This window comes from Paraburkholderia sp. BR13439, from assembly GCF_040948805.1.
GTDB lineage: Bacteria > Pseudomonadota > Gammaproteobacteria > Burkholderiales > Burkholderiaceae > Paraburkholderia > Paraburkholderia youngii.
In genome coordinates, this window is the sequence record NZ_JBFPKN010000010.1 from 182602 (window position 1) to 201685 (window position 19084).

At 60.4% G+C, this 19084-nt stretch carries 14 protein-coding genes; 7 read left to right on the forward strand and 7 right to left on the reverse strand.

Translation table 11 applies throughout. The features are described 5' to 3' along the window. Positions 1-2: 2 nt before the first annotated feature. The 7 genes from AB3X96_RS21005 to tssB all read right to left on the reverse strand — a co-directional run bounded on the left by AB3X96_RS21005 (position 3) and on the right by tssB (position 8550). Positions 3-251 (reverse strand): PAAR domain-containing protein, encoded by a 249-nt coding sequence (locus AB3X96_RS21005; protein WP_368591204.1) that lies wholly within the window; start codon positions 249-251, stop codon positions 3-5. A gap of 48 nt (positions 252-299) precedes the next feature. Continuing rightward, positions 300-749: a hypothetical protein gene (locus tag AB3X96_RS21010; protein WP_368591205.1), complete on the reverse strand. Its 450-nt coding sequence runs from the start codon at positions 747-749 to the stop codon at positions 300-302. A gap of 39 nt (positions 750-788) precedes the next feature. Then, complete coding sequence (locus tag AB3X96_RS21015) at positions 789-2477, reverse strand: TIGR02594 family protein (protein WP_368591206.1); 1689 nt, start codon at positions 2475-2477, stop codon at positions 789-791. 14 nt (positions 2478-2491) lie between these two features. Beyond that, the gene (locus AB3X96_RS21020) at positions 2492-3616 is read right to left on the reverse strand and encodes a hypothetical protein (protein WP_368591207.1); all 1125 of its coding nucleotides are present in this window, start codon (positions 3614-3616) and stop codon (positions 2492-2494) included. 32 nt (positions 3617-3648) lie between these two features. After that, positions 3649-6306, reverse strand: a complete 2658-nt coding sequence (locus AB3X96_RS21025) for a type VI secretion system Vgr family protein (RefSeq protein ID WP_368591208.1) — start codon at positions 6304-6306, stop codon at positions 3649-3651. Positions 6307-6407: 101 nt separating this feature from the next. Continuing rightward, positions 6408-7964 (reverse strand): type VI secretion system contractile sheath large subunit, encoded by a 1557-nt coding sequence (gene tssC / locus AB3X96_RS21030; protein ID WP_368591209.1) that lies wholly within the window; start codon positions 7962-7964, stop codon positions 6408-6410. A gap of 73 nt (positions 7965-8037) precedes the next feature. Further along, positions 8038-8550: a type VI secretion system contractile sheath small subunit gene (gene tssB / locus AB3X96_RS21035; RefSeq protein ID WP_368591210.1), complete on the reverse strand. Its 513-nt coding sequence runs from the start codon at positions 8548-8550 to the stop codon at positions 8038-8040. Positions 8551-9048: 498 nt separating this feature from the next. Between tssB and tssK the strand changes: the two genes are divergently transcribed. The 7 genes from tssK (at position 9049) to AB3X96_RS21070 (ending at position 18990) form a co-directional block, all read left to right on the forward strand. After that, a complete protein-coding gene (gene tssK / locus AB3X96_RS21040; protein WP_368591301.1) occupies positions 9049-10398 on the forward strand; it encodes a type VI secretion system baseplate subunit TssK in 1350 nt (449 codons plus the stop codon). Further along, complete coding sequence (locus tag AB3X96_RS21045) at positions 10398-11129, forward strand: DotU family type IV/VI secretion system protein (protein WP_368591211.1); 732 nt, start codon at positions 10398-10400, stop codon at positions 11127-11129. Before tssK ends, AB3X96_RS21045 begins: the two co-directional genes overlap by 1 nt. Next, positions 11126-12880 (forward strand): OmpA family protein, encoded by a 1755-nt coding sequence (locus AB3X96_RS21050; protein WP_368591212.1) that lies wholly within the window; start codon positions 11126-11128, stop codon positions 12878-12880. The genes AB3X96_RS21045 and AB3X96_RS21050 overlap by 4 nt, the downstream gene beginning before the upstream one ends. Before the next feature lie 102 nt (positions 12881-12982). Beyond that, complete coding sequence (locus tag AB3X96_RS21055; RefSeq protein WP_176120289.1) at positions 12983-13468, forward strand: Hcp family type VI secretion system effector; 486 nt, start codon at positions 12983-12985, stop codon at positions 13466-13468. A 125-nt stretch (positions 13469-13593) separates the two neighbouring features. Then, positions 13594-16305: a type VI secretion system ATPase TssH gene (tssH, locus tag AB3X96_RS21060; RefSeq protein WP_368591213.1), complete on the forward strand. Its 2712-nt coding sequence runs from the start codon at positions 13594-13596 to the stop codon at positions 16303-16305. Between the two features lie 14 nt (positions 16306-16319). Then, positions 16320-16745, forward strand: a complete 426-nt coding sequence (gene tssE, locus AB3X96_RS21065) for a type VI secretion system baseplate subunit TssE (protein WP_368591214.1) — start codon at positions 16320-16322, stop codon at positions 16743-16745. A 964-nt stretch (positions 16746-17709) separates the two neighbouring features. Continuing rightward, positions 17710-18990 (forward strand): cation:proton antiporter, encoded by a 1281-nt coding sequence (locus AB3X96_RS21070; RefSeq protein WP_368591215.1) that lies wholly within the window; start codon positions 17710-17712, stop codon positions 18988-18990. The last annotated feature ends 94 nt before the right edge of the window (positions 18991-19084 follow it).

The window sequence follows — 19084 nt, forward strand, 5'->3', positions numbered from 1 at the left end:
CTTCACAATAGACTCGAAATCAGATGGCATCCACACATGGCTCGATAGCCATGTCGAGCGATCGGCACGCCGCCATCCAACAAGGCTTCGTCCCCGTCGACGATGAGATTAGGACGAGTATCATGCCGCGGGCACGTCACCTCATCGCCTTTACGTGCAACATATCTGCCATCGAAACACATCGTGTCGGAGGCCGATATGACCGTCCCTCCATGGTCGGTAGCGTCGCCCAAACGAATCAAATCGATCATTTTCTCTAAAACACTCCGGACCAGACTGACCAAGGACCACCCGCGCCTTCAGAAAAACAGGAGCCCCAATTTCCCGTTCAAGAAACATCCGTCTCCAACACCAGAGCTCCGCTCGATCAGGATCTCCGCATATTTAGGCTTGCTTGACTCCACGTCGATGGTGATCGTGATACTTCCGTTTGGAACTGTGCCTTTGAAGATATTCGTCTTCACGACATCGCCGTTACGCAAAAAGGCCGAATCGTCCTCGCGGTCATCGAACTTTGCAGTGAACTCCGCCTTTCCTTCAAACGTTGCAGGGCAAATGGACGAACTGGTCACGATTCGGTATGCGATCACACGCTTACCTGAAACCGTACTTCCCGCATCTCGAAGTGAAATAGTCGCTGGATATGGCGACTCATATGCGCTCAGCGTTGTGGTCGTGAATGCGTTCGCCGTCGCAGGAAGAGTCGTGAATGACGCGATAAGTGTTGCGGAAACGAATTTATTCTTCATAACGTCGAGTAATGTCCCTGTAGTGACCGACCAATAGACTCAGCGCGTCGAAGCAGCCGTCATTGCAGCCGAATCGACTTGAACTTTATCCAGCTCATAATCTTCGTCTAATTCCACATAGCCAACAGGGAAGCGATAATGCACGACCCATGACGCCGGCAATTTACTGTGGCTCACCTCATGCGCATGTCCTTGATTCCCGCCTAACGTCGCGATCAGCCGTCCATTGATCACGTTTGAAGGTCTGCCATTGACAAACGTGACGTGATAACCGCCCTCGGGAAAGTGCACCAGCGCAACGGCGCCATATGCCGGTTTGTTTCCACGGGTTGCCCGCCCCCATTTCGCGAATGAGTTGGCCATTGCACTATGGCTTCCGTTGTATCCAGATTGGGTCAAGCACCAATTAATGAAGGCAGCGCAATATGCAATCGTGTCAGTCTTCTGTCGACCAGCCGACGTCGCCGTGAAGTACTCGAGGATGTGCTGATCTGGATGCTTCGCGCCACGTTGGCGAACGCCTGCTTTGAACTCTCGCTCGGCAATTTCCATCCATGGCGCGTGGCGGCCCAGCATCAAATCGGTTTGCGGATGATCTGCTTCGCTCCGGTATTGAATGACATGAAGCGCATTGCCTTGCTTCGTATCATGCGCTTTATGTACCGCAACCTCGGAGGTAGGCGTTTCCCCCTTTCTCGCTGTACTCAGGGGAACTTTGATGATCTGACCCGGATAGACATAGTACGGCGATACAATTCCGTTCAGCTCTGCAAGAGTAACGTAGCTTGTCGAGTGAGCTTTCGCGATACGGCTGAGCGAATCGCCCTTCTTGATCGAATATGTTTCGTATTGACTCTTGCCCAGAACGACCGCCGGCTCGCTGGACGCCGCGGAATCTGGTGGACCTGGCGACGCACTGGATTGCTTGTGAGGCTCGGTGGACAGAACGACTGTAATCGTCGGCGCGATCAACGTCATGGCCGTCGGTGCAGGCGTCGGCGTCACGGTTCCATCAACGGTCGCCCACTGATGGTCATGCTCAGACCATACCCATACAGACACAGGCCCACCGGATTGCGCCGCCTGAATCTGCGCGTGACCGGCCGAGTCTGTCGAAAGCTCAGCCGTCTTCGCGCCTTGCGTCACCTTGAGTTTGGCATTTGCGATCGGTTGCCGCCCGGCATCGAGCACTCGCACGTTGACTACGGGCAAGCATCCTGCACAACCTTCCGCTCTCGCGGCAGTAATCGCGCGTTGCATTGACCGCCCTTTATAGACCTTTTCCAACTCTGACGCATAATTCGGATCAGTCGCGTAACCCGCCTTCTGCAATACTTTGGCTTCACTGACGAGGTCACCTTTGACGTCCGCTTCAAAAAGACCAGCGCGAGCAAATCGAGGGTTAGCCGCGAGAAATCTCTGCCGATCGCGCAAACTGTCAAGCACGCTCTCATAAACACGAAACAAGTCGTCGACCCATACCTTCTCTCCGCCGGTGCTCATCTCCCAGACGTGAAACATTCTCGACTCGCCGCGCCAACCCGCGTCTGCCTTGATGTTGAAGATATTGTTCGTCCCGGGAAGCACATGCTTTCCCCAGCCGGTTTCCTGCACCGCCTGTGCGAGAATCAGTTCCCACGAACACCCCGTTTCCGCCGCAACCTGTCGTGCAGGACAATAGAGTTTTTTCACGAACGCAAGCTTGTCCTCGTACGTGTATTCGCTCATGATTCTCCTCGCCGTCACTGTGCTTCGTGCCGCAGCACAATGCCGCGATCGCCGGTGTCTACCACTGCCGCCCACGTGTCTCCATCGAAGCGCGCAGCACTTATCTTCCCGGTGATACGGCGAGTCAAAACGGCTCGTTGAGTTGCCAGATCGATTTCAGCAAGAGTACTCACACGCGGCTTGTCGCATGTGGTTCCGATCACGTCAATCCTCGAACCACGCACGCCAATCGATGTGAGGTCACAGACAATCTTCTGTGTCGCAAACTGCTGGACCAGCTTGCCCACAGGTGAAACGACCGCCACGAACAGTCGGGTCGGCGTCGTCGCCACATAATATGCGCTCCCGTCTGGCCCGAACACCGAGGTTCGGGCACGTTCGTCTGGCGCCGAAACATACGTCGAAAACAGGTACCGCTGTCGGTCGACGTCGATCTTTGCGACCGCAAATGCATCTTGCCCCCCCGAAATCCCACCTTTGGTGGGGAGGAACTGACCTGCGACTCTCAACTGGTTGACCTCTATTGCCGCATTTGCATCGGTCCAAAATGCGCCGCTGGTCATTACGGTCAGGGCCGTGCGTTCGAGTTGCCCATTGAATCGCGCAATGTAGGTGGCCAGTTTGCCCTTGCGATCGAGTTCATCGCCGGTACCGCCCGCAATCGTAATGGCATCACCGTTGACGTCGAGTAGATACGCCCACTCGTCGAATCCGACACTTAATGGCTGCTGCATCAATAGCTTGCCATCCCGCCCTAGCTTGCTAAGCATCACTTTGGTCTGGTTAATACTCGCTTCTGTATGCGTCTGCTCCTGGGTAAGCACGAAATAAGCATCGTTTGTCCGCACGCAATACAGCGCGTAGTTGCTGACGTACGGTTGTTTGAACGGGAGACGTGTCTTCCATACCGTTTTTCGAGCGCCAACATCGACCAGAGCAACCCACGCAGTGTTTGTGAGCGCGGTGTCATCGACAGACCGTCCGCTTACGCAGTACTGTCCGTCAGCGACTCTGTTGACCGATGACGCGATAAACCCCGCAGGCGAGCCGAGCGGAACTTCCTGCGCATGCGCAAAGCCTGCAAATACTGCAATCGTAGCTGCCAACATCAGTGACAGACTTGCGACTCGACACTTCATCTCTATTGTTCCTCTTGTCAACGAGCGCGCCGTTAAATATCCGACGTATTGCTCTGTCGTTGGTCCCGACTGCTGCTGGTCTTACCGGCGATCAACTCGTCATGATCTTCGTAGTCGAAAATAGCGCGATGCTGATCGCCCAGGCTTTCCCGGGGGAAGTGGAATGGATCGTCGTACTTCACGTGGGTCCAGCGACCCTCGCGAAGATCGATAACAGTCTTTACTTTCTGCGATGTATCAGTAAACGTCCGCAATGTCTTCCCGGCATGGTCTAGTACACCCGCGCCAAGCAGCACGTTTGTTTCGTCGAAGATCTGATATTTGATCGGTGTATTGATTTCAGAAAAGTGATTCAACGCCGCGTCAACAGAAATCTGCTGGCTGAATAGACGTTCCTGTTGACTGTTAAAGAATGCTTGCCGTTGCAATTGGACACTAGTCGATCCTTGCTTGCTCCACGCTGCACACTTCTCGAGAATGTCGCCGGGTGTACCGTTCTCGATCCGGTTGGCATTGATGCTGATATACGAACCGCCTGCGCCAATCCAGATCTCCTTGGCCGCGGACAATACAACCCGGCCCTCGGAACTGGTGATCGTCATGTCCTTCAGCGCCGCCAGCGCCATCTCGTCGGCCTGTGCCTGGATCGCCACCTTCCCTTTCGCTGCGAACAGCTTGATCCCGAGCTTGCCGGCAAACATCGAAACCGCCTCACCCGCGGCCACCGTGAATCGCCTGAGAACACCGATATCTGCATTGCCACGCGCCGTCGCGATCAGATTTCCGCTTGCTGTCAGTTGCAGGTGATCGCCAGAGACCATTCCCATTCCGTCCGGCGCACTGAGCAGAACGCCGGCTTTCTTTAGCTCGTTCAGCGTCCCGTCAAAGAGAGCTTTTTGCTTTTCATAGTCGGCCGCGATCGCTTGGGAAGCTTGCGCTGCGTCTGCCAGCACCTGCATCTGCCGCAGTGCCTGCTCAAGCAGACTCTGAGCTGGGCGCATATCGAGTTGCCTGCCTGAGGCGCCGCTTTGCGCATCGGCGGAAATGTAGATCCCCTTAGCCCCCCGCACCGCCACATGCTCGTCCGTGCGCAGTTCCGCACCTTTTCCCCGCTGCCTCCTCTCCCCATCAACCATATGCCCCAGATTGAGCTCACTAGCCTGAAACGGCGTAGCCAGATGGATATGCTCAACCCCTTCCTTATCCTCCATCCGCAACTCATTCTGCGCCGCGGTCCGAACGATATTGCGAGTGTTGTTGAGGTTATTGACGACATCGGGATGCAAACTGTCGTGCATCGCCCCGATGATCACTGGCCGATCCGGATCCCCAGCGGTAAACACGATCGCCACTTCCGCCCCATCGATCAACGGAAAGTGATGCCCGTAACCATCTCCGCTATACGGCTTCGCAAACCGCACCGGCCGGCTCGTTCCACCCGGACTCCACTGGTCGAGATCGAACGGCAGCACAATCACATACCAACCTTGCCCGGTCAGATACGCATACTTATAGTTGCCGGGCGACGTAACCCGCGCCGGCAAGATCCCATCGATGGCAGGCCGAGAAATCGACGTCATCGAAGTTCGCCACACTCGATCGGACGGGATCCCCTCGAATGTCACCTGATACGCTTGATCCCGAGCGCCCCGTGACTTCACTGAAGTCACGAAGATTCCGTGCCTCGCATCGGCTGGATTCGGATGGATCGACATGACCTCACCTGCCTCGAGCCAAAACGGATTCCCCGTGCCGGTAAAAGTAACCTGAGCGGCCAGATGCGCCTCATGCCGCAACCCGGCAATTCGCTGCCCCTCTTCAGGTGTTTCGTAGTGCTCGCCCCAGTGGTAGTCGACCGCGTTCGTCGTGCTGTCGCCGCGTACCGTGTTCTCCTCGACAAGCAACGACACATCCGCCTGGCGATGGTTATAGTCATGCAGCCGCACCGATTCGGTCACCCGCCGCGTTCGCCGTTCGAGCGAGGTGATCGCATCCGTGCCGACACTCTCGAGCCCCGAATCGCGCCGCAACGACACCGTTCGCTGCTTGCGTGCGTACGCATCGAGATCGTCGCCGAACACGATCATTGCGCGGTCTTTCTTCTGCTCCCACCGGAACCACATCCCTTCCCGAGCGCACAACCTCTGAATAAATCTGAAGGTCGTCTCGTGATACTGCGTGACGTACTCATGCCGCTTGTACTGCCCACGCAACTGAAACACGAAGTCGACCCCGCTGCGATACCCGTAGTGGCGCAACGCATCGGTAATGATTTCCTCGACCGACTGTTTCTGAAACAGCCGGCTCGTCACACCGCGATCGAGGTCGGCGAGTTTCGGTTCCAGCACGACCCGATAGCGCGTTTCATCAACCGACGTGTCGAACTCGTCGAACTGCGTCACGATGCCGTGAATCGTGTGCGCGGGTGGCCTCGCACTGAACTGCTCGGCGTTCTCGCCAAACATTTTGCGCAGATAGTCGATATCCGGATCTCCCGGTTCAATGGCGAACCGTGCCCGACGTCCCAGCACCTGATCCATCGGAATACCCGCTACCGGGCTTGTGAATTCGATCTCGTACTTGTACAACTGGCTGACCTGATCGACACCAGTGAATCTCAAGACGGAGAATGGCGCCGGGTGCGGAGCCAGCTTCAATTCATAAGCCTGCAACGGCGATACCATCGACATGAAATTCCTCTTGAATGCGCAAGTGTCAAGACGTGGCCAGAGGCAACCGCTAACGACTGCTCCGGCAACTCCCCCGCAAACTCTTGCAAGAAAACTCCCGCTCAGTTCTTCGCCTTCGGCATCTGCGACACCAATGACAGGCCGATATCCATGCCCTCGACCTGGAAGTGCGGGATGATGAAGAGCTTGATGCGGAAGAAGCCCGGGTTGTCCTCGATGTCTTCGACCGTCACCTTCGCTTCACGCAGCGGGTGCGACGCCTGCAACTCATCGCCCGGGTCCTTCATCTCGGTCACGAGACCCTTGATCCAGTTGTTCAGCTCGATTTCCAGTAGCCGTCGATCCTTGGTCGTCCCAATGTTTTCTCGCTGGATCAGCTTCAGGTAGTGCGCGATGCGCGATAGCAGGAAGATGTACGGCAACCGCGCGTTGATGCGGCTATTGGCAGTCGCTTCCCTGGTTTCATACTGCGCCGGCTTCTGCGTCGAATTCGCCGAGAAGAAACACGCGAAGTCGTGGTTCTTGTAGAACGACAACGGAATAAAGCCGAGATTCGCAAACTCGAACTCGCGCGTTTCCGGAATCAGCACCTCGGTCGGGATTTTCGGCTGCACGCCAGTGCCGAGGTCATACAGGTGGACCGGCAGGTCCTCGACTTTGCCGCCCGCCTGCGGACCACGAATCTGCACGCACCAGCCGTTGTTCACAAAACTGCGAGTCATGTTCGCCGCAAACGCGAACGACGCGTTGACCCACAAATAGCGGTCGTGGTCCGGTCCCTTCACCGCTTCCTCGTAGTTGAACGCGCGCACTGGTGTTGTATCTTTGCCATAGGGCAGACGACCGAGCACGCGCGGCATCGTCAAGCCGACGTAGCGTGCGTCGTCGGTCTCGCGGAAGCTCTTCCACTTGATGTACTCGGCACGATCGAAGTAGTTGCCGATGTCCTGGATCGCCGCAACTTCTTCCATCGACTTCTTGCCGAAGAACGGTGCGCCGACCGAGCCGATGAACGGCATGTGCGCCGCCGCCGCGACCTTCGAGATATTGCGCAACAACGCCACGTCCTGCGGCGAATTCGCAAACTCGAAGTCACTGATCAGCGCGCTGATCGGCTGGCCGCCCGGCGTGTCGTATTCCTCGATGTACGTGAGGCGATACAGGCCGCTCTGGATCAGCTCAGGCGTGTCTTCGAAGTCGCGTTGCAGTGCATCTTTCGACACATCGAGCACCTCGATACGCGCGTTCTTGCGGAAATCCGTGCGCGACACCAGCATCTTCAAACCGCGCCAGCGGCCTTCGAGCGCCTGGAACTCGGGCGTGTGCAGCACAGCATCGAGCTGGCGGCTGATCTGACGATCGAGCTGGCCGATATGAAAATCGAGCAGCGATTTGTCGAGGCGCTCGACCGGCTGGCTCGATTGCGCAACGAGTTCGAGAAACGCGCCGATGCCGCGCGCGATGCGCTCGTCGGCCGACACCTCGGACAGCATGTCGTTGTCGCGGAACGCCTCGAGCGGGCGCGCCTCGGAAACGGGTTTCAGGTTGATCTTGTTGCACAGCGACGCGTAGACGCTGTCGCCGGCGAAGGACGCGTCCTGAGCGGCATCAAGCACAACGGTCTGGGTCGCGCCCTGACGCGATTCATTCTGTTCCATTTGTATTCCTGTCTGCGTTTTTTCAGCGATGTAGTTGCGCAAGGCCGCGAAGGCCTTGTTCGCCCCTACCCGCTCAGGCATGGCCTTCCGGCTGGGTCGCGGCCGTCGCGATCTGCCCGAGCTCGCCGCGCAGCCTGTCCGACAGACGCTTGTCCTTCAGGACCTTTTCGAACTCGCGGCGGAATGTCCCGTTGTCGAGCAGATTCGACTTCAGGTCGCGCAGCAGATTGCGCATCGCCAGCAGCGCCTGCAACTCGGGAATCTGGCGCGCCACCTGCTCCGGCTCGAAGTCCTTCATCGAGCGGAAAGCGAGCTTGACCGGCAGCTCGGACCCGTCGCCGGCGAGCGTGTTCTCGGCGGCGATCTTCAGGTCCGGCGCGTAATCGGCCAACACGGCGTCGAAGTTGGTCTTGTCGATGTTGACTTTCTTGCGCTCGGCCAGCGGCGCCTGCTCGCGTCCCGCGCTGAAATCACCGGCGACCAGCAGCTTCAGAGGCAGCTCGACCCTCTTCTGGGCGCCGCCCGTGTGCAGGTCCAACGTGATTGAGACGCGACTCTTCGGTATTTCGCGCTGAAAGCTGTCCATACGTATTCCCCATGTAGTCCGATTTACCCTTCTTCAAGGCTTCGACGTGCGCGGCTTTTAACTGCATCGATATTAAAGCAGGTTTATTGTCGCGGCGTCAAAGCCTATTGATAACTCAAAAACCGACAAAATGTGAAAAATAGTGAAGCAATGCAAATTCGGAATTATCTGACTACGGCTCCGCTATTAGGCCATATACTTCCTTATCTACTTTCCGCGAAGAACCGCTGCCCTGAGCGCGGGTCAGCGAATTCAGCGCGATCGAACATTTGCCCGAATTTGTTAATTTATCTTTCATAGTTTTTAACACTGTCTCAATTAAATATCGCTTCGCCAGGATAAATGCATCCCACATCTCAATATAAAATTCTTGAACTTTTGTGATATTTTCAATTTCCATCGAAATAGAGGTATACGACTTCCAAATGAGACATATAGAATCCGCAATCCCAGAGTAATCCGGATTAAATGACCAACACGCGAGAGACCAAAACACCTATGCGGATCGACAAACCGCTCTGGCACGAGGGCCTCATCCTCACGCAGCAGCACTTCCAGCAGCAGGAACGCTGGGCCGGTTTCGCGCTACAGCAGTTCGCTACCTGCGCGCTCGCCGAGCCGTGGGGCACACTTGGCGTCGAGGTCGACGAAGAAGCATTAGCGACGGGCCGTCTGAAGCTCACGAGGCTCAAGTTGCGCTTCGCGGACGGCACGCCGATCGACACCACGCTTAGCGACGCTCTGCCCGCCGCGCGCGATCTGACAAAAGGCGTGCCCGCCAACCTGCAAAGTGTCGTCGTGCTCGCAGCGCTTGCGTTGCCGGATGCGAACGGCAATAACTGCCGGTTCGACGAAACATCGCTTGCGCGTCCACGCCGCGCGTATCGCGAGTTCGTCAAGGTCGTGGATCTGAACGGCGGCAGCGAAACCGAGATCGCGTCCGAGCGCCACGCAGTGCGCTTGCTGTTCGACTTCGAATCGCATGCCGACGACACGGTATGCGCGATCGCACGGCTCACGCGCACCACCAGCGGCCAGTTCCAGGTCGATCATCGCTTCGTGCCGCCGTGCCTGACGCTCGCCAGTCACCCGCGGCACCTCGAGCGCATCGAACGTCTGGCCGATATCCTGCAGGCGAAGAGCGTCGCGCTCGGAGCGCGTCGCAACGAACGGCTCGAGCAGGTCGCCGAATATGGTGTCGCCGACGTGCAGCTGTTCTGGCTCTTGCACTGCATTCACGCGGCGTGGCCACAACTGCGGCTCTATGCGACGCATCCGCGCCGCTCGCCCGAGCAGCTGTATACGACGCTCGCGCAACTCGTCGGCACATTGATCACGTTCTCGACGCGCGCGCAGCTCACCGACATTCCCGCCTACGACCACGCGCGCGCCGACGAGGTGTTCACGAAGCTCGAGGCCACGATCCGCGAATTGCTCGACGCGATCATTCCGTCGCGCGTCGTGTCGATCGGCCTCACGCGCAAGAGCGCGACCACGTGGGCGGGTCGGTTCCTCGAAGAGCGCATCGTCGAAGGCGCGGCCGACTGGTATCTGTCGGTCAGCGCGCCGATGCCGGCGTTCGAGCTCGCCGAGCAGTTCCCGCGCCTGTGCAAGATCGGCGCGCCCGACGACGTCGAGCACATCATCAATTCGGCGCTGCCCGGCATTCCACTGAAGGCGGTAGCGCGCGTGCCGTCCGCGATTCCGGTGCGCCTCGACAATCAATACTTCGCGCTCGATGCAGCGAACGCGGCGCACGCGAAGATGCTCGCCGCGCGCGCTTGCCAGATCTATCTGCCGGCGTCGGTGCCCGACGCATCGCTCGAACTTTACGCGGTACTGCGCTGATGAACGCCCTGCCCCGAAACGCCACCGAGGCGGCGTTGCTCGATAGCATGGCCGGCGCGCCCCGGGTCACGCGTGAAGGCATTCGCGATCTGCTGCGAGACACCGCGCTGCTCGTCACGACGCTCACACCCGGCGGCCACGTGGACCACGCAACCGACTTCCGCAATCGTTGCGGATCGCTGATCGCGAACTTCTCGACTGCGCTCGAGCGGCGCGGCTATGCGGACGAAGTACGCCGCGAAGCGTTGCTCGCGCAATGCGGGCTGCTCGATGAAGTCGCGCTGCGCTATCTGCCGGCAGAGAGCCGAGCGGCGTGGGAACTCAAACCGCTGCAAGTCGAGCTGTTCAACCTGCACGACGCGGGCGAGCGCGTGTTCGAACGGCTCGAGGCTCGCATGCGTGAAGCGTCGCCGCACGTCGACCTGCTCGAATGCTACGCGGCGATTCTGAGCCTCGGCTTCATCGGCCGGTTTGCGCGCGACGGCGAAGCGGGGCGCACGGCGTTGACGACCTCGCTGCATGCGCAGTTGGAGAAACTTCGCCCGGCGCCCGCAAGTACCTTCATTGTCGATCGCCCCGGTCGCCGCTTGTCCGACTGGTTTTACCGGCTCTCGCCATGGGCAATCGCGGGGCTCGCATGCGGTGCCGCCGCCATCGTCTGGCTGGTGTGGTCGACCGCGCTCGACGCACAGCTAGCGCAACTCGTGCAAACGAAGGTCACGCGGCCGTGATGTCCGAACTGCGCATCCTGCCCGCGACGCCGGCGCGTACGCCCAAGCGTGCGTACGAGTGGCTTGGTTATCCATTGCGCGCGATGCTCGCGTTCGCGGCTGTGCTGGCACTCGGGGTGATCTGGCTAGTGCTGCCGGGCGGACGTGGCGTTGCTCCGGCGCTGACGACGGTCGTCGCCTTGCTCGTGGGCGTACTCGTCGGATGGCGCACGCTATGGCTGTCCCGCGCGAACGAATGCAGTGCGCAAGTGTTGGCCGCGCTCGGCGCCGCGACCGCCGGGATTCCGCCGAAGCTGCGAATCTGTATGCCGCTCGTGCTCGTCACCGGCGACGGTCTGCCAGCTCTGTTCGATCGCAATGACGAGAAGCACTTCGCACACGTGGGCGACGGCGCTATCTGGTTGCGCGTCGATGATCCGCAGCAGTTGCCGCGTTTCGCGGTGGCGCTCAGGCAGTGGCGCGACGGACGCGCGCCCGATGGCGTCGTGCTGTCGGTGGCGCCCGCGCTGCATGTCGGGGCCGACATGCTCACCCAGAAGCTGCGCGTCGTGCGCCATTGCGTCGCCGATGCTGCCCGCACGCTTGGCACGAGCCTGCCCGGCTATGTCGCGGTCTATCAGCGGCTGACCACGAGCCCGCCCGGTCGGTCGGTGCCTGCGTGGCACGGGGTGTCGTCGGCGAAGCGAATCGTCGATGCCGAGCGTTTCGAACTCATGGTCCGCGCGGCCGAAGCCGAGACTCGGCGCCTGCCTGGCGACGCGGGCATTAGCACGGCTGACACCACTGCCACAGGTGCCGCGCGCGCGGCGGCGCTCGCGTCGCTCGTCGGCTGGACGCAGCGCGTCGTGATCGGCACGTTGACCGACCGGATGCAGCCCGCCGCGCCGTGGGAATTGTTCGGAGCCGGTTGGATCGATTGCGGTCCGGCAAGCGGTTCGGCCGATCCGTGGGGACGCGACGTGCAGAGGCAAACCTGTGTGACACGCTCCACCGTCAGCGCATCGCCGCTGCCGTGGCCACTACCGCAACCGCTGATCGAAGCAACCCCGCGGCACTACTGGATGTCGCCGCGCCGCATCGCCGGCGCGCATGCGCTTACGCTGCTCGCCTGCGCGGCGGCCGTCGCATCGTGGTCCGCCGCGAAAAACAACGAAGCGCTGCTCGATCGCATCGGCGCCGATCTCGGCCGTTATTCGATGATTCCGGCCGCGCACGATAACGCGAAACGCGACGCACTGCACGCGCTCGTCGTCGATCGCGATCAGCTCGACCGTTACGCGCGCATCGGTGTGCCGTTGCGACTGGCGTTCGGCATGTATCGCGGTGCGCGGTTGCTGTCGACGCTCGACACCGCGATCGCATCGTACGTGCCGCCGCCTCCGCCGCCGGCGGTCGTCACGCTAGACGGCATGTCGCTATTCGACAGCGGCCGCGCCGAGCTGAAGCCTGGCTCGACTCGGGCCATGGTCGGTGCGCTCGAAATGATCAAGGCGCATCCGGACAAGCGGATTCTGGTCGCCGGGCACACCGACAGCGTCGGCAATCCGCAGAGCAATCTGAAGTTGTCCACGGCACGCGCGCAAGCCGTGCGCGACTGGCTGATCGACGTGTCGGGCACCGCGCCGACGCAGTTTGCGATTCAGGGCTATGGGGATACGCGGCCGATCGCGAGCAACGCGTCGGACGAGGGACGCGCGAAGAACCGGCGTGTCGAAATCACGCTCGTGCCGGACGCTCGCACCACCCAATAAAGACTACAGTCTTTCGCCCCCGAAGCATCGCGCTTCGGGATTCAGAAGCTCGGGGGCTGCTCCGGGCGATTTTCGCAGTAGAAAAATCAAGGAGTGGAAGGTATGGCAATTCCGGCCTACATGTGGCTCAAGGACGACGGCGGCGCTGATATCAAGGGTTCGGTGACGGTGCAAGGCCGCGAAGGCAGCGTCGAACTCGTCGCGTTCGATCACGGCGTGCATATCCCGACCGACGGCAACACCGGCAAGCTTACCGGCACCCGCGTGCACAAACCCATCACGCTGACAAAAGAAACCGACTCGTCGACGCCGTACTTGTACAAGGCGGTCACGAGCGGTCAGACGCTGAAGTCGGTCGAGATCAGGTGGTACAAGATCGACGACGCCGGCAAGGAGAAGGAATACTTCAACACGAAGCTCGACAACGTGAAGATCGTCGCAGTCAAGCCCAGGATGTTCGACATCAAGAACCCCGACTACGAGAAGCACAACCACCTCGAAGACGTCGAACTGCGCTACGAGACGATCACGTGGTCGTACAAGGACGGCAACATCATCCACAAGGATACCTGGAACGAGCGTTCCTGATTTGCGCGTGATTCGCGAGACCAGCGCGTCGACGCGCCGTTACCGGTTCGCGTGCCGGGCTGGTCCTTTTTCATCGGCGAGTGCACAGCGCGCTTGCCGCCTGCATCCTTGACCGGACTGCCGACATGACCTTGTGCGACGACCGAAGAAGCGCCTTTTGGGACACCACTCAACTGCTGCGCCGACTGAACCCACACTGCGCGCAGGCTCTCGAAGCGGCCGCGAGCCTTTGCCAGACGCGGCTGGCTGACGAGATCACGGTCGAGCACTGGCTGCTGAAGCTGATCGAAGCTGGCGACGGCGACATCCCCGCTATCGTGCGGCATTACACGATCGATATCGACGCGCTGTGGGATGCGCTGCTCGGTGCCATCGATCGTCTGCCGCGCAATCTGCGCGGCAAGCCCGCGCTGTCGCCGCAGCTTGCGGCACTGCTTGCGGATGCATGGCTTCACGCGTCGTCGGGAAGCGAAGACGCGCGAATCCGCTCCGGGAATCTGTTGCAGGCGATCGTCGATGCGCCCCATATACTGCGCGCGCAGCATGCGTGGCCATTGCTCGCCGTCAGCAGCGCGCAGATCGAGCGTTTGCTGCCGCGAATTGCGCATCGGTCGTGCGAAAGTGAAATCGAAAGCGAAGATGACGAACGGCAACCCGAACGGCCGCAACCTTCGGCGACCGCCTCGGCGCCGAACGTCGTCTCTCGCACAAAGGAGACCACGCCCGCCAGCGCCGACGCCCTCGCCCGCTTCGCGTTCGACCTGACCGACAAGGCGCGTCGCGGCGACATCGATCCGGTATTCGGGCGCGACCGCGAGATCCAGCAGATGGTCGACGTGCTCGCGCGCCGTCGCAAGAACAATCCGATCCTCGTCGGCGAGCCGGGTGTCGGCAAGACCGCGCTCGTCGAAGGGCTCGCGTTGCGAGTCGTCGAAGGCAGCGTGCCGATCGTGATCCGCGACGTGCGCATCCTCACGCTCGATCTCGGCTTGCTGCAAGCGGGCGCCGGCGTAAAAGGCGAATTCGAGCAACGCCTGAAGAACGTGATCGACGAGGTGCAGGCTTCGCCCGTGCCGATCCTGCTGTTCATCGACGAAGCTCACACGCTGATCGGCGCCGGCAACGCCGCGGGCGGCGCCGACGCCGCGAACCTGCTGAAGCCCGCGCTCGCGCGCGGCGAATTGCGCATGATCGCGGCGACCACGTGGTCCGAATACAAGCAATTCTTCGAGCGCGACGCCGCACTGGAACGCCGCTTCCAGATCATCAAAGTCGACGAACCCGACGACGACGCGGCCTGCCTGATGCTACGCGGCCTGAAAGCCCGCTACGCGCAGTTCCATCAAGTGCACATTCGCGACGAAGCACTGGTCGCCGCGGTCAAGCTGTCGCGTCGCTACATACCAGCACGGCGGTTGCCGGACAAGGCCGTCGATCTGATCGACACCGCCGCCGCACGCGTGCGCATGGGCCTCGACGCCCCGCCGGCCGAGTTGCAACGCGCGTGTGCCGTGGTCGCCGCGCTGGCGCTCGAACACGCGACGCTCGCAGACGACGAGCGCGCCGGCATCGACGACGGCGAAGCACGCCGCGGCGCGCTGGACGCCGCGCTCGCGAACGCGAAGACCGAGCTCGCGGCGCTGCAAACACGTTACGAACAGGAACTCGAACTCGTCCAGGCGCTGCACCGCCAACGCGACAGCGACGCTGTCACGCGCGATCCCACCGCGTTCGCGCAAGCACGTCGCGCGCTCACGACCGCCCAAGGCAAGGCCCCGTTGATCTTCGCGGACGTCGACGCCCAGGCGATCGCACGCGTCGTCGCCGAGTGGACCGGCGTGCCGGTTGGCAGCCTCGTCGAAGACGAACTGCAAAGCCTGCTGACGCTGGAAACGCAGCTCGCGACACGCGTCGTCGCGCAGCACGACGCGCTCGCCGCGCTGTCCCAAAGCCTGCGCACCGCCAAGGCGGGGCTCAAGAATGAACATGCGCCGCTCGGCGTGTTTCTGCTTGCTGGACCATCGGGCGTCGGCAAGACCGAAACTGCGCTCGCGCTCGCCGACCTGCTGTTCGGCGGCGAAGCCGCGCTGATGACGATCAATATGTCCGAGTATCAGGAGTCGCACACGGTCTCGCAACTGAAGGGCTCGCCGCCCGGCTACGTCGGCTACGGACGCGGCGGCATTCTGACCGAGGCGGTGCGGCAGCGTCCGTATTGCGTCGTGCTGCTGGACGAAGTCGAAAAAGCGCACGGCGACGTGCTCGATATGTTTTATCAGGTGTTCGATCGCGGTATGATGCGCGACGGCGAGGGCCGCGAGATCGACTTTCGCAACTGCGTGGTCCTGATGACGTCCAATCTCGGCAGCGCGCAAATCGATGAAACGACCGCGGAAAATCCCGGCGTCTCGCACCACGAGCTGCTCGACGCGATTCATCCGCAACTCGTCGGCCACTTTCAACCGGCGCTGCTCGCGCGCTTCCAGACGCTCGTGTATCGCCCTCTCGATGCGAGCGCGCTGGCCTCGATCGTGCGCCTGAAGCTCGCTAAAATCGCGCAGCGTCTACACCGCCAGCACGGCGTCGAACTGAACTGCGACGAAGCGCTGATCGATGCGATGGCCGAGCTGTGTCTCACGCGCGAATCGGGCGCACGCAATATCGATGCGTTTCTGAATCAGCGCATTCTGCCGACGGTGTCGCGCGAACTGCTCGCGCGCATGGCATGCGGAATAGCACCCTCCAGAATCTTGCTGACCAGTTCCCCCGAAGGCAATCTGACGATCGAAATTGTCGATCGCGACGAAGCCGTCGCTGAACATTCAGCGCACGGTTGACGGTGCGCCACCCGATGCCGGCGGGACCGTCCCTCTACGACATGCTGCTCGGCCAGATCGGCGGCGAGCGGCTCGGCGCCTACGACGACCGCACGCTCGAATGCCTGAGCGTGCAGCAGAACGTGCAGCGCATTCTGAACACGCGCGCGGGCGCGTTGAAGCACCTGCCCGACTACGGTCTGCCGGACATGACGAACATCTACAAGGCATTGCCGTCGTCGGCGCACGCGCTGAAGCAGCAGATGGAAGCGACGCTGTTGAAATACGAACCACGTATTCGCACTATCGACATCGACATCCTCGAGGACGATGATCCCGGCGTGCTGGTCAGTTTCGAAATGACGTGTCATTTGAAGAAGGCCGGGCTCGTGCGCTTCGGCACGTATTTCGAGCCGCCCGGGCGGCTGCATGTACGACGCCGGATGCAGGAGCGCGGGTAATCAATGCTACGCGTATCCGACTGAGACATTTGTTCACAATTGCTCGACCGACAACTCGCTATAGTGGGCAAGGTCGATCACGGGTCCGATCGACCTTCCCAGACAGGCATTGAGTGTCCTTCGGCAGCCTCGATCGCGCTTCGCGTTCGAGGGCTTTTTTCTTGTGTTTTCTGTTGTCGTGCCGATGTGACAGTGCGTTATCGAGCGCCCGCGATTTCAATCAGGCAAAAAAATCCCGCACAGGGGAGCGGGATTAAAACAACAGGACGCTGAGGAGACGGGCTCGTCCTGTCTGGGACCCACACGCACCGCGGGGATCATGTATCGATGCTGCATCATTCTCGACTCGTAATTGTCAAAAATTGTCAGATCTTCGGCGATTTTCGGTTAGGGCTTTCCCTGTTTTCGGCATGCCAATTCCGACGTCGCACATGGCCAATAGTGGGTATCATCGGACGACAAAGCGAACTACAAATTGATAATGCCAATTCAGATCAAATTGAATAGATCGTGACGAATCAAGCCGTGCGGAAGATCTCGAAATAAAAAAGCTATATCCCAAAATCAAGACCGGAACTCGCCCGGCGCTTCAGTGGTCCGAACACTATCATTGCCCATCGCGGCACCTTCTGGCGAGCCTGGCTCCAACAGGTTCGCCGTCATCCGCTTGTGGTCCGATAAAGTACTTTGCGTCTGATCGCATCGTCCGTCGAGTTTGAATAAGGCGTCTGTACCGGTACGTCGCTCTATCGCCAGCGGCAACGATCGTGTCATTGCAAACCGTAGAACGTTTGTCGGATTGAATGAGCTTGAATAAGGAATTGCTGGTGAAACATCTCGCTGGTTCAATATCGCAATCGTGGCGGCTTTCTCTGCCTGCCGGTTTTATGCCTCTTCGCGCAAGTTACCTCGCTGCCACGATGATCACGCGTTCGCGCCGCCGCGAAACGTGGGAGCATGCACGATGAGCGTCTTCCAGATTGCCGGCGCGCTGTTCGCCATCGTCGCGCTGTTCGGCGTCCTCAACTATCGGTTCATCAGGTTACCCGACACCCTCGGCATCACCGCAGTCGGGCTCGTCGTTTGCGTCGGCATTTCGGCGCTCGGCTTCTACTATCCGGCAATGGCGATCGCCGCGCGCAAGATCGTCGTGCAGATCGATTTCGCCGACATCGTGTTTCACGGCCTGCTAAGCCTGCTGCTGTTCGCCGGCGCACTGCACGTCGATCTGTCGAAGATGCGCACGCAGCGGCGCGCAGTGCTGATGCTCGCGACGATCGGCGTATTGATTTCGATCGCGGTGGTCGGCTTCGGCTTTTACTACGCGGCGCAATGGCTCGGCCAACCGGTCAGCCTGCTGTGGTGTCTCGCGTTCGGCGCGCTGATCTCGCCGACCGATCCGATCGCGGTGCTCAGCGTGCTCAAGCGTGCGGCGGCGCCCGAAAGCCTCGAAACCAAGATCACCGGCGAATCGCTGTTCAACGACGGCACGGCCGTGGTCGCGTTCGTCACGCTAGTCGGACTCGCGACCGGCGCGAACGAGTTTTCCGCGGGCGCGATCGCGTTCGATCTGCTGCGCGAAGTCGCCGGCGCGCTCGTGCTCGGCGCGGCGCTCGGCTTCGGCGCGTCGCTGCTGCTGCGAGGCATCGACAGCTATCCAGTCGAGATCCTGATCACGCTCGCACTCGCGACCGGCGGCTATAGTCTCGCCGAAGCACTGCACGTGTCGGCGCCTCTGGCGGTCGTGATCATGGGGCTCGTGATCGGCAATCACGGCGCGTCGACATCGATGTCGGAGAAGACGCGCGAGCATCTGTTCAACTTCTGGGACCTGCTCGACGAGTTGCTCAATCTCGTGCTGTTCGGGCTGATCGGACTCGAAATCATTGCGCTGTCGCTGCGCTTCGAGATCGTCTGGCTCGGGCTAGCGGCGATTCCGGTCGTGCTGTTCGCGCGCGGCGCCAGCGTCGCGATTCCGTTGCTCGCGCTGCAGAAGTTCCGGCGGCTCAGTCCGCATTCGGCTGTCGTGCTGACCTGGGGCGGACTGCGCGGCGGCATCTCGATTGCGCTCGCGCTGTCGCTGCCCGAGTTTCACGGACGCGAAATGTTCATCGGCGTCACGTATCTGGTCGTCGTGTTCAGCCTGCTGATTCAAGCGACGACCTTGGGTCCGCTGATCCGCCGGCTCAATTTCTCGGACGCTCACGTAACCCAGCCGGCCGCGCCGGACTCATCGCCTGCATAAAACGCGCGCTAATCGTAAAGTGGATACCTACGCGGATCTGCACCGCGAGGTTGGTGAGAAAATCCCAAAGACAGTCCGAGACCGGCGCGAGCAG

Bases quoted from the DNA above. Each gene is read 5' to 3' on its own strand.
- tssE (WP_368591214.1), top strand. From the start codon at position 16,320: ATGCCGGCGGGACCGTCCCTCTACGACATGCTGCTCGGCCAGATCGGC.
- AB3X96_RS21010 (WP_368591205.1), bottom strand. From the start codon at position 749: ATGAAGAATAAATTCGTTTCCGCAACACTTATCGCGTCATTCACGACT.
- tssH (WP_368591213.1), top strand. From the start codon at position 13,594: ATGACCTTGTGCGACGACCGAAGAAGCGCCTTTTGGGACACCACTCAA.
- AB3X96_RS21005 (WP_368591204.1), bottom strand. From the start codon at position 251: ATGATCGATTTGATTCGTTTGGGCGACGCTACCGACCATGGAGGGACG.
- tssC (WP_368591209.1), bottom strand. From the start codon at position 7,964: ATGGAACAGAATGAATCGCGTCAGGGCGCGACCCAGACCGTTGTGCTT.
- AB3X96_RS21055 (WP_176120289.1), top strand. From the start codon at position 12,983: ATGGCAATTCCGGCCTACATGTGGCTCAAGGACGACGGCGGCGCTGAT.
- tssK (WP_368591301.1), top strand. From the start codon at position 9,049: ATGCGGATCGACAAACCGCTCTGGCACGAGGGCCTCATCCTCACGCAG.
- AB3X96_RS21020 (WP_368591207.1), bottom strand. From the start codon at position 3,616: ATGAAGTGTCGAGTCGCAAGTCTGTCACTGATGTTGGCAGCTACGATT.
- AB3X96_RS21070 (WP_368591215.1), top strand. From the start codon at position 17,710: ATGAGCGTCTTCCAGATTGCCGGCGCGCTGTTCGCCATCGTCGCGCTG.
- AB3X96_RS21045 (WP_368591211.1), top strand. From the start codon at position 10,398: ATGAACGCCCTGCCCCGAAACGCCACCGAGGCGGCGTTGCTCGATAGC.
- tssB (WP_368591210.1), bottom strand. From the start codon at position 8,550: ATGGACAGCTTTCAGCGCGAAATACCGAAGAGTCGCGTCTCAATCACG.
- AB3X96_RS21015 (WP_368591206.1), bottom strand. From the start codon at position 2,477: ATGAGCGAATACACGTACGAGGACAAGCTTGCGTTCGTGAAAAAACTC.
- AB3X96_RS21025 (WP_368591208.1), bottom strand. From the start codon at position 6,306: ATGTCGATGGTATCGCCGTTGCAGGCTTATGAATTGAAGCTGGCTCCG.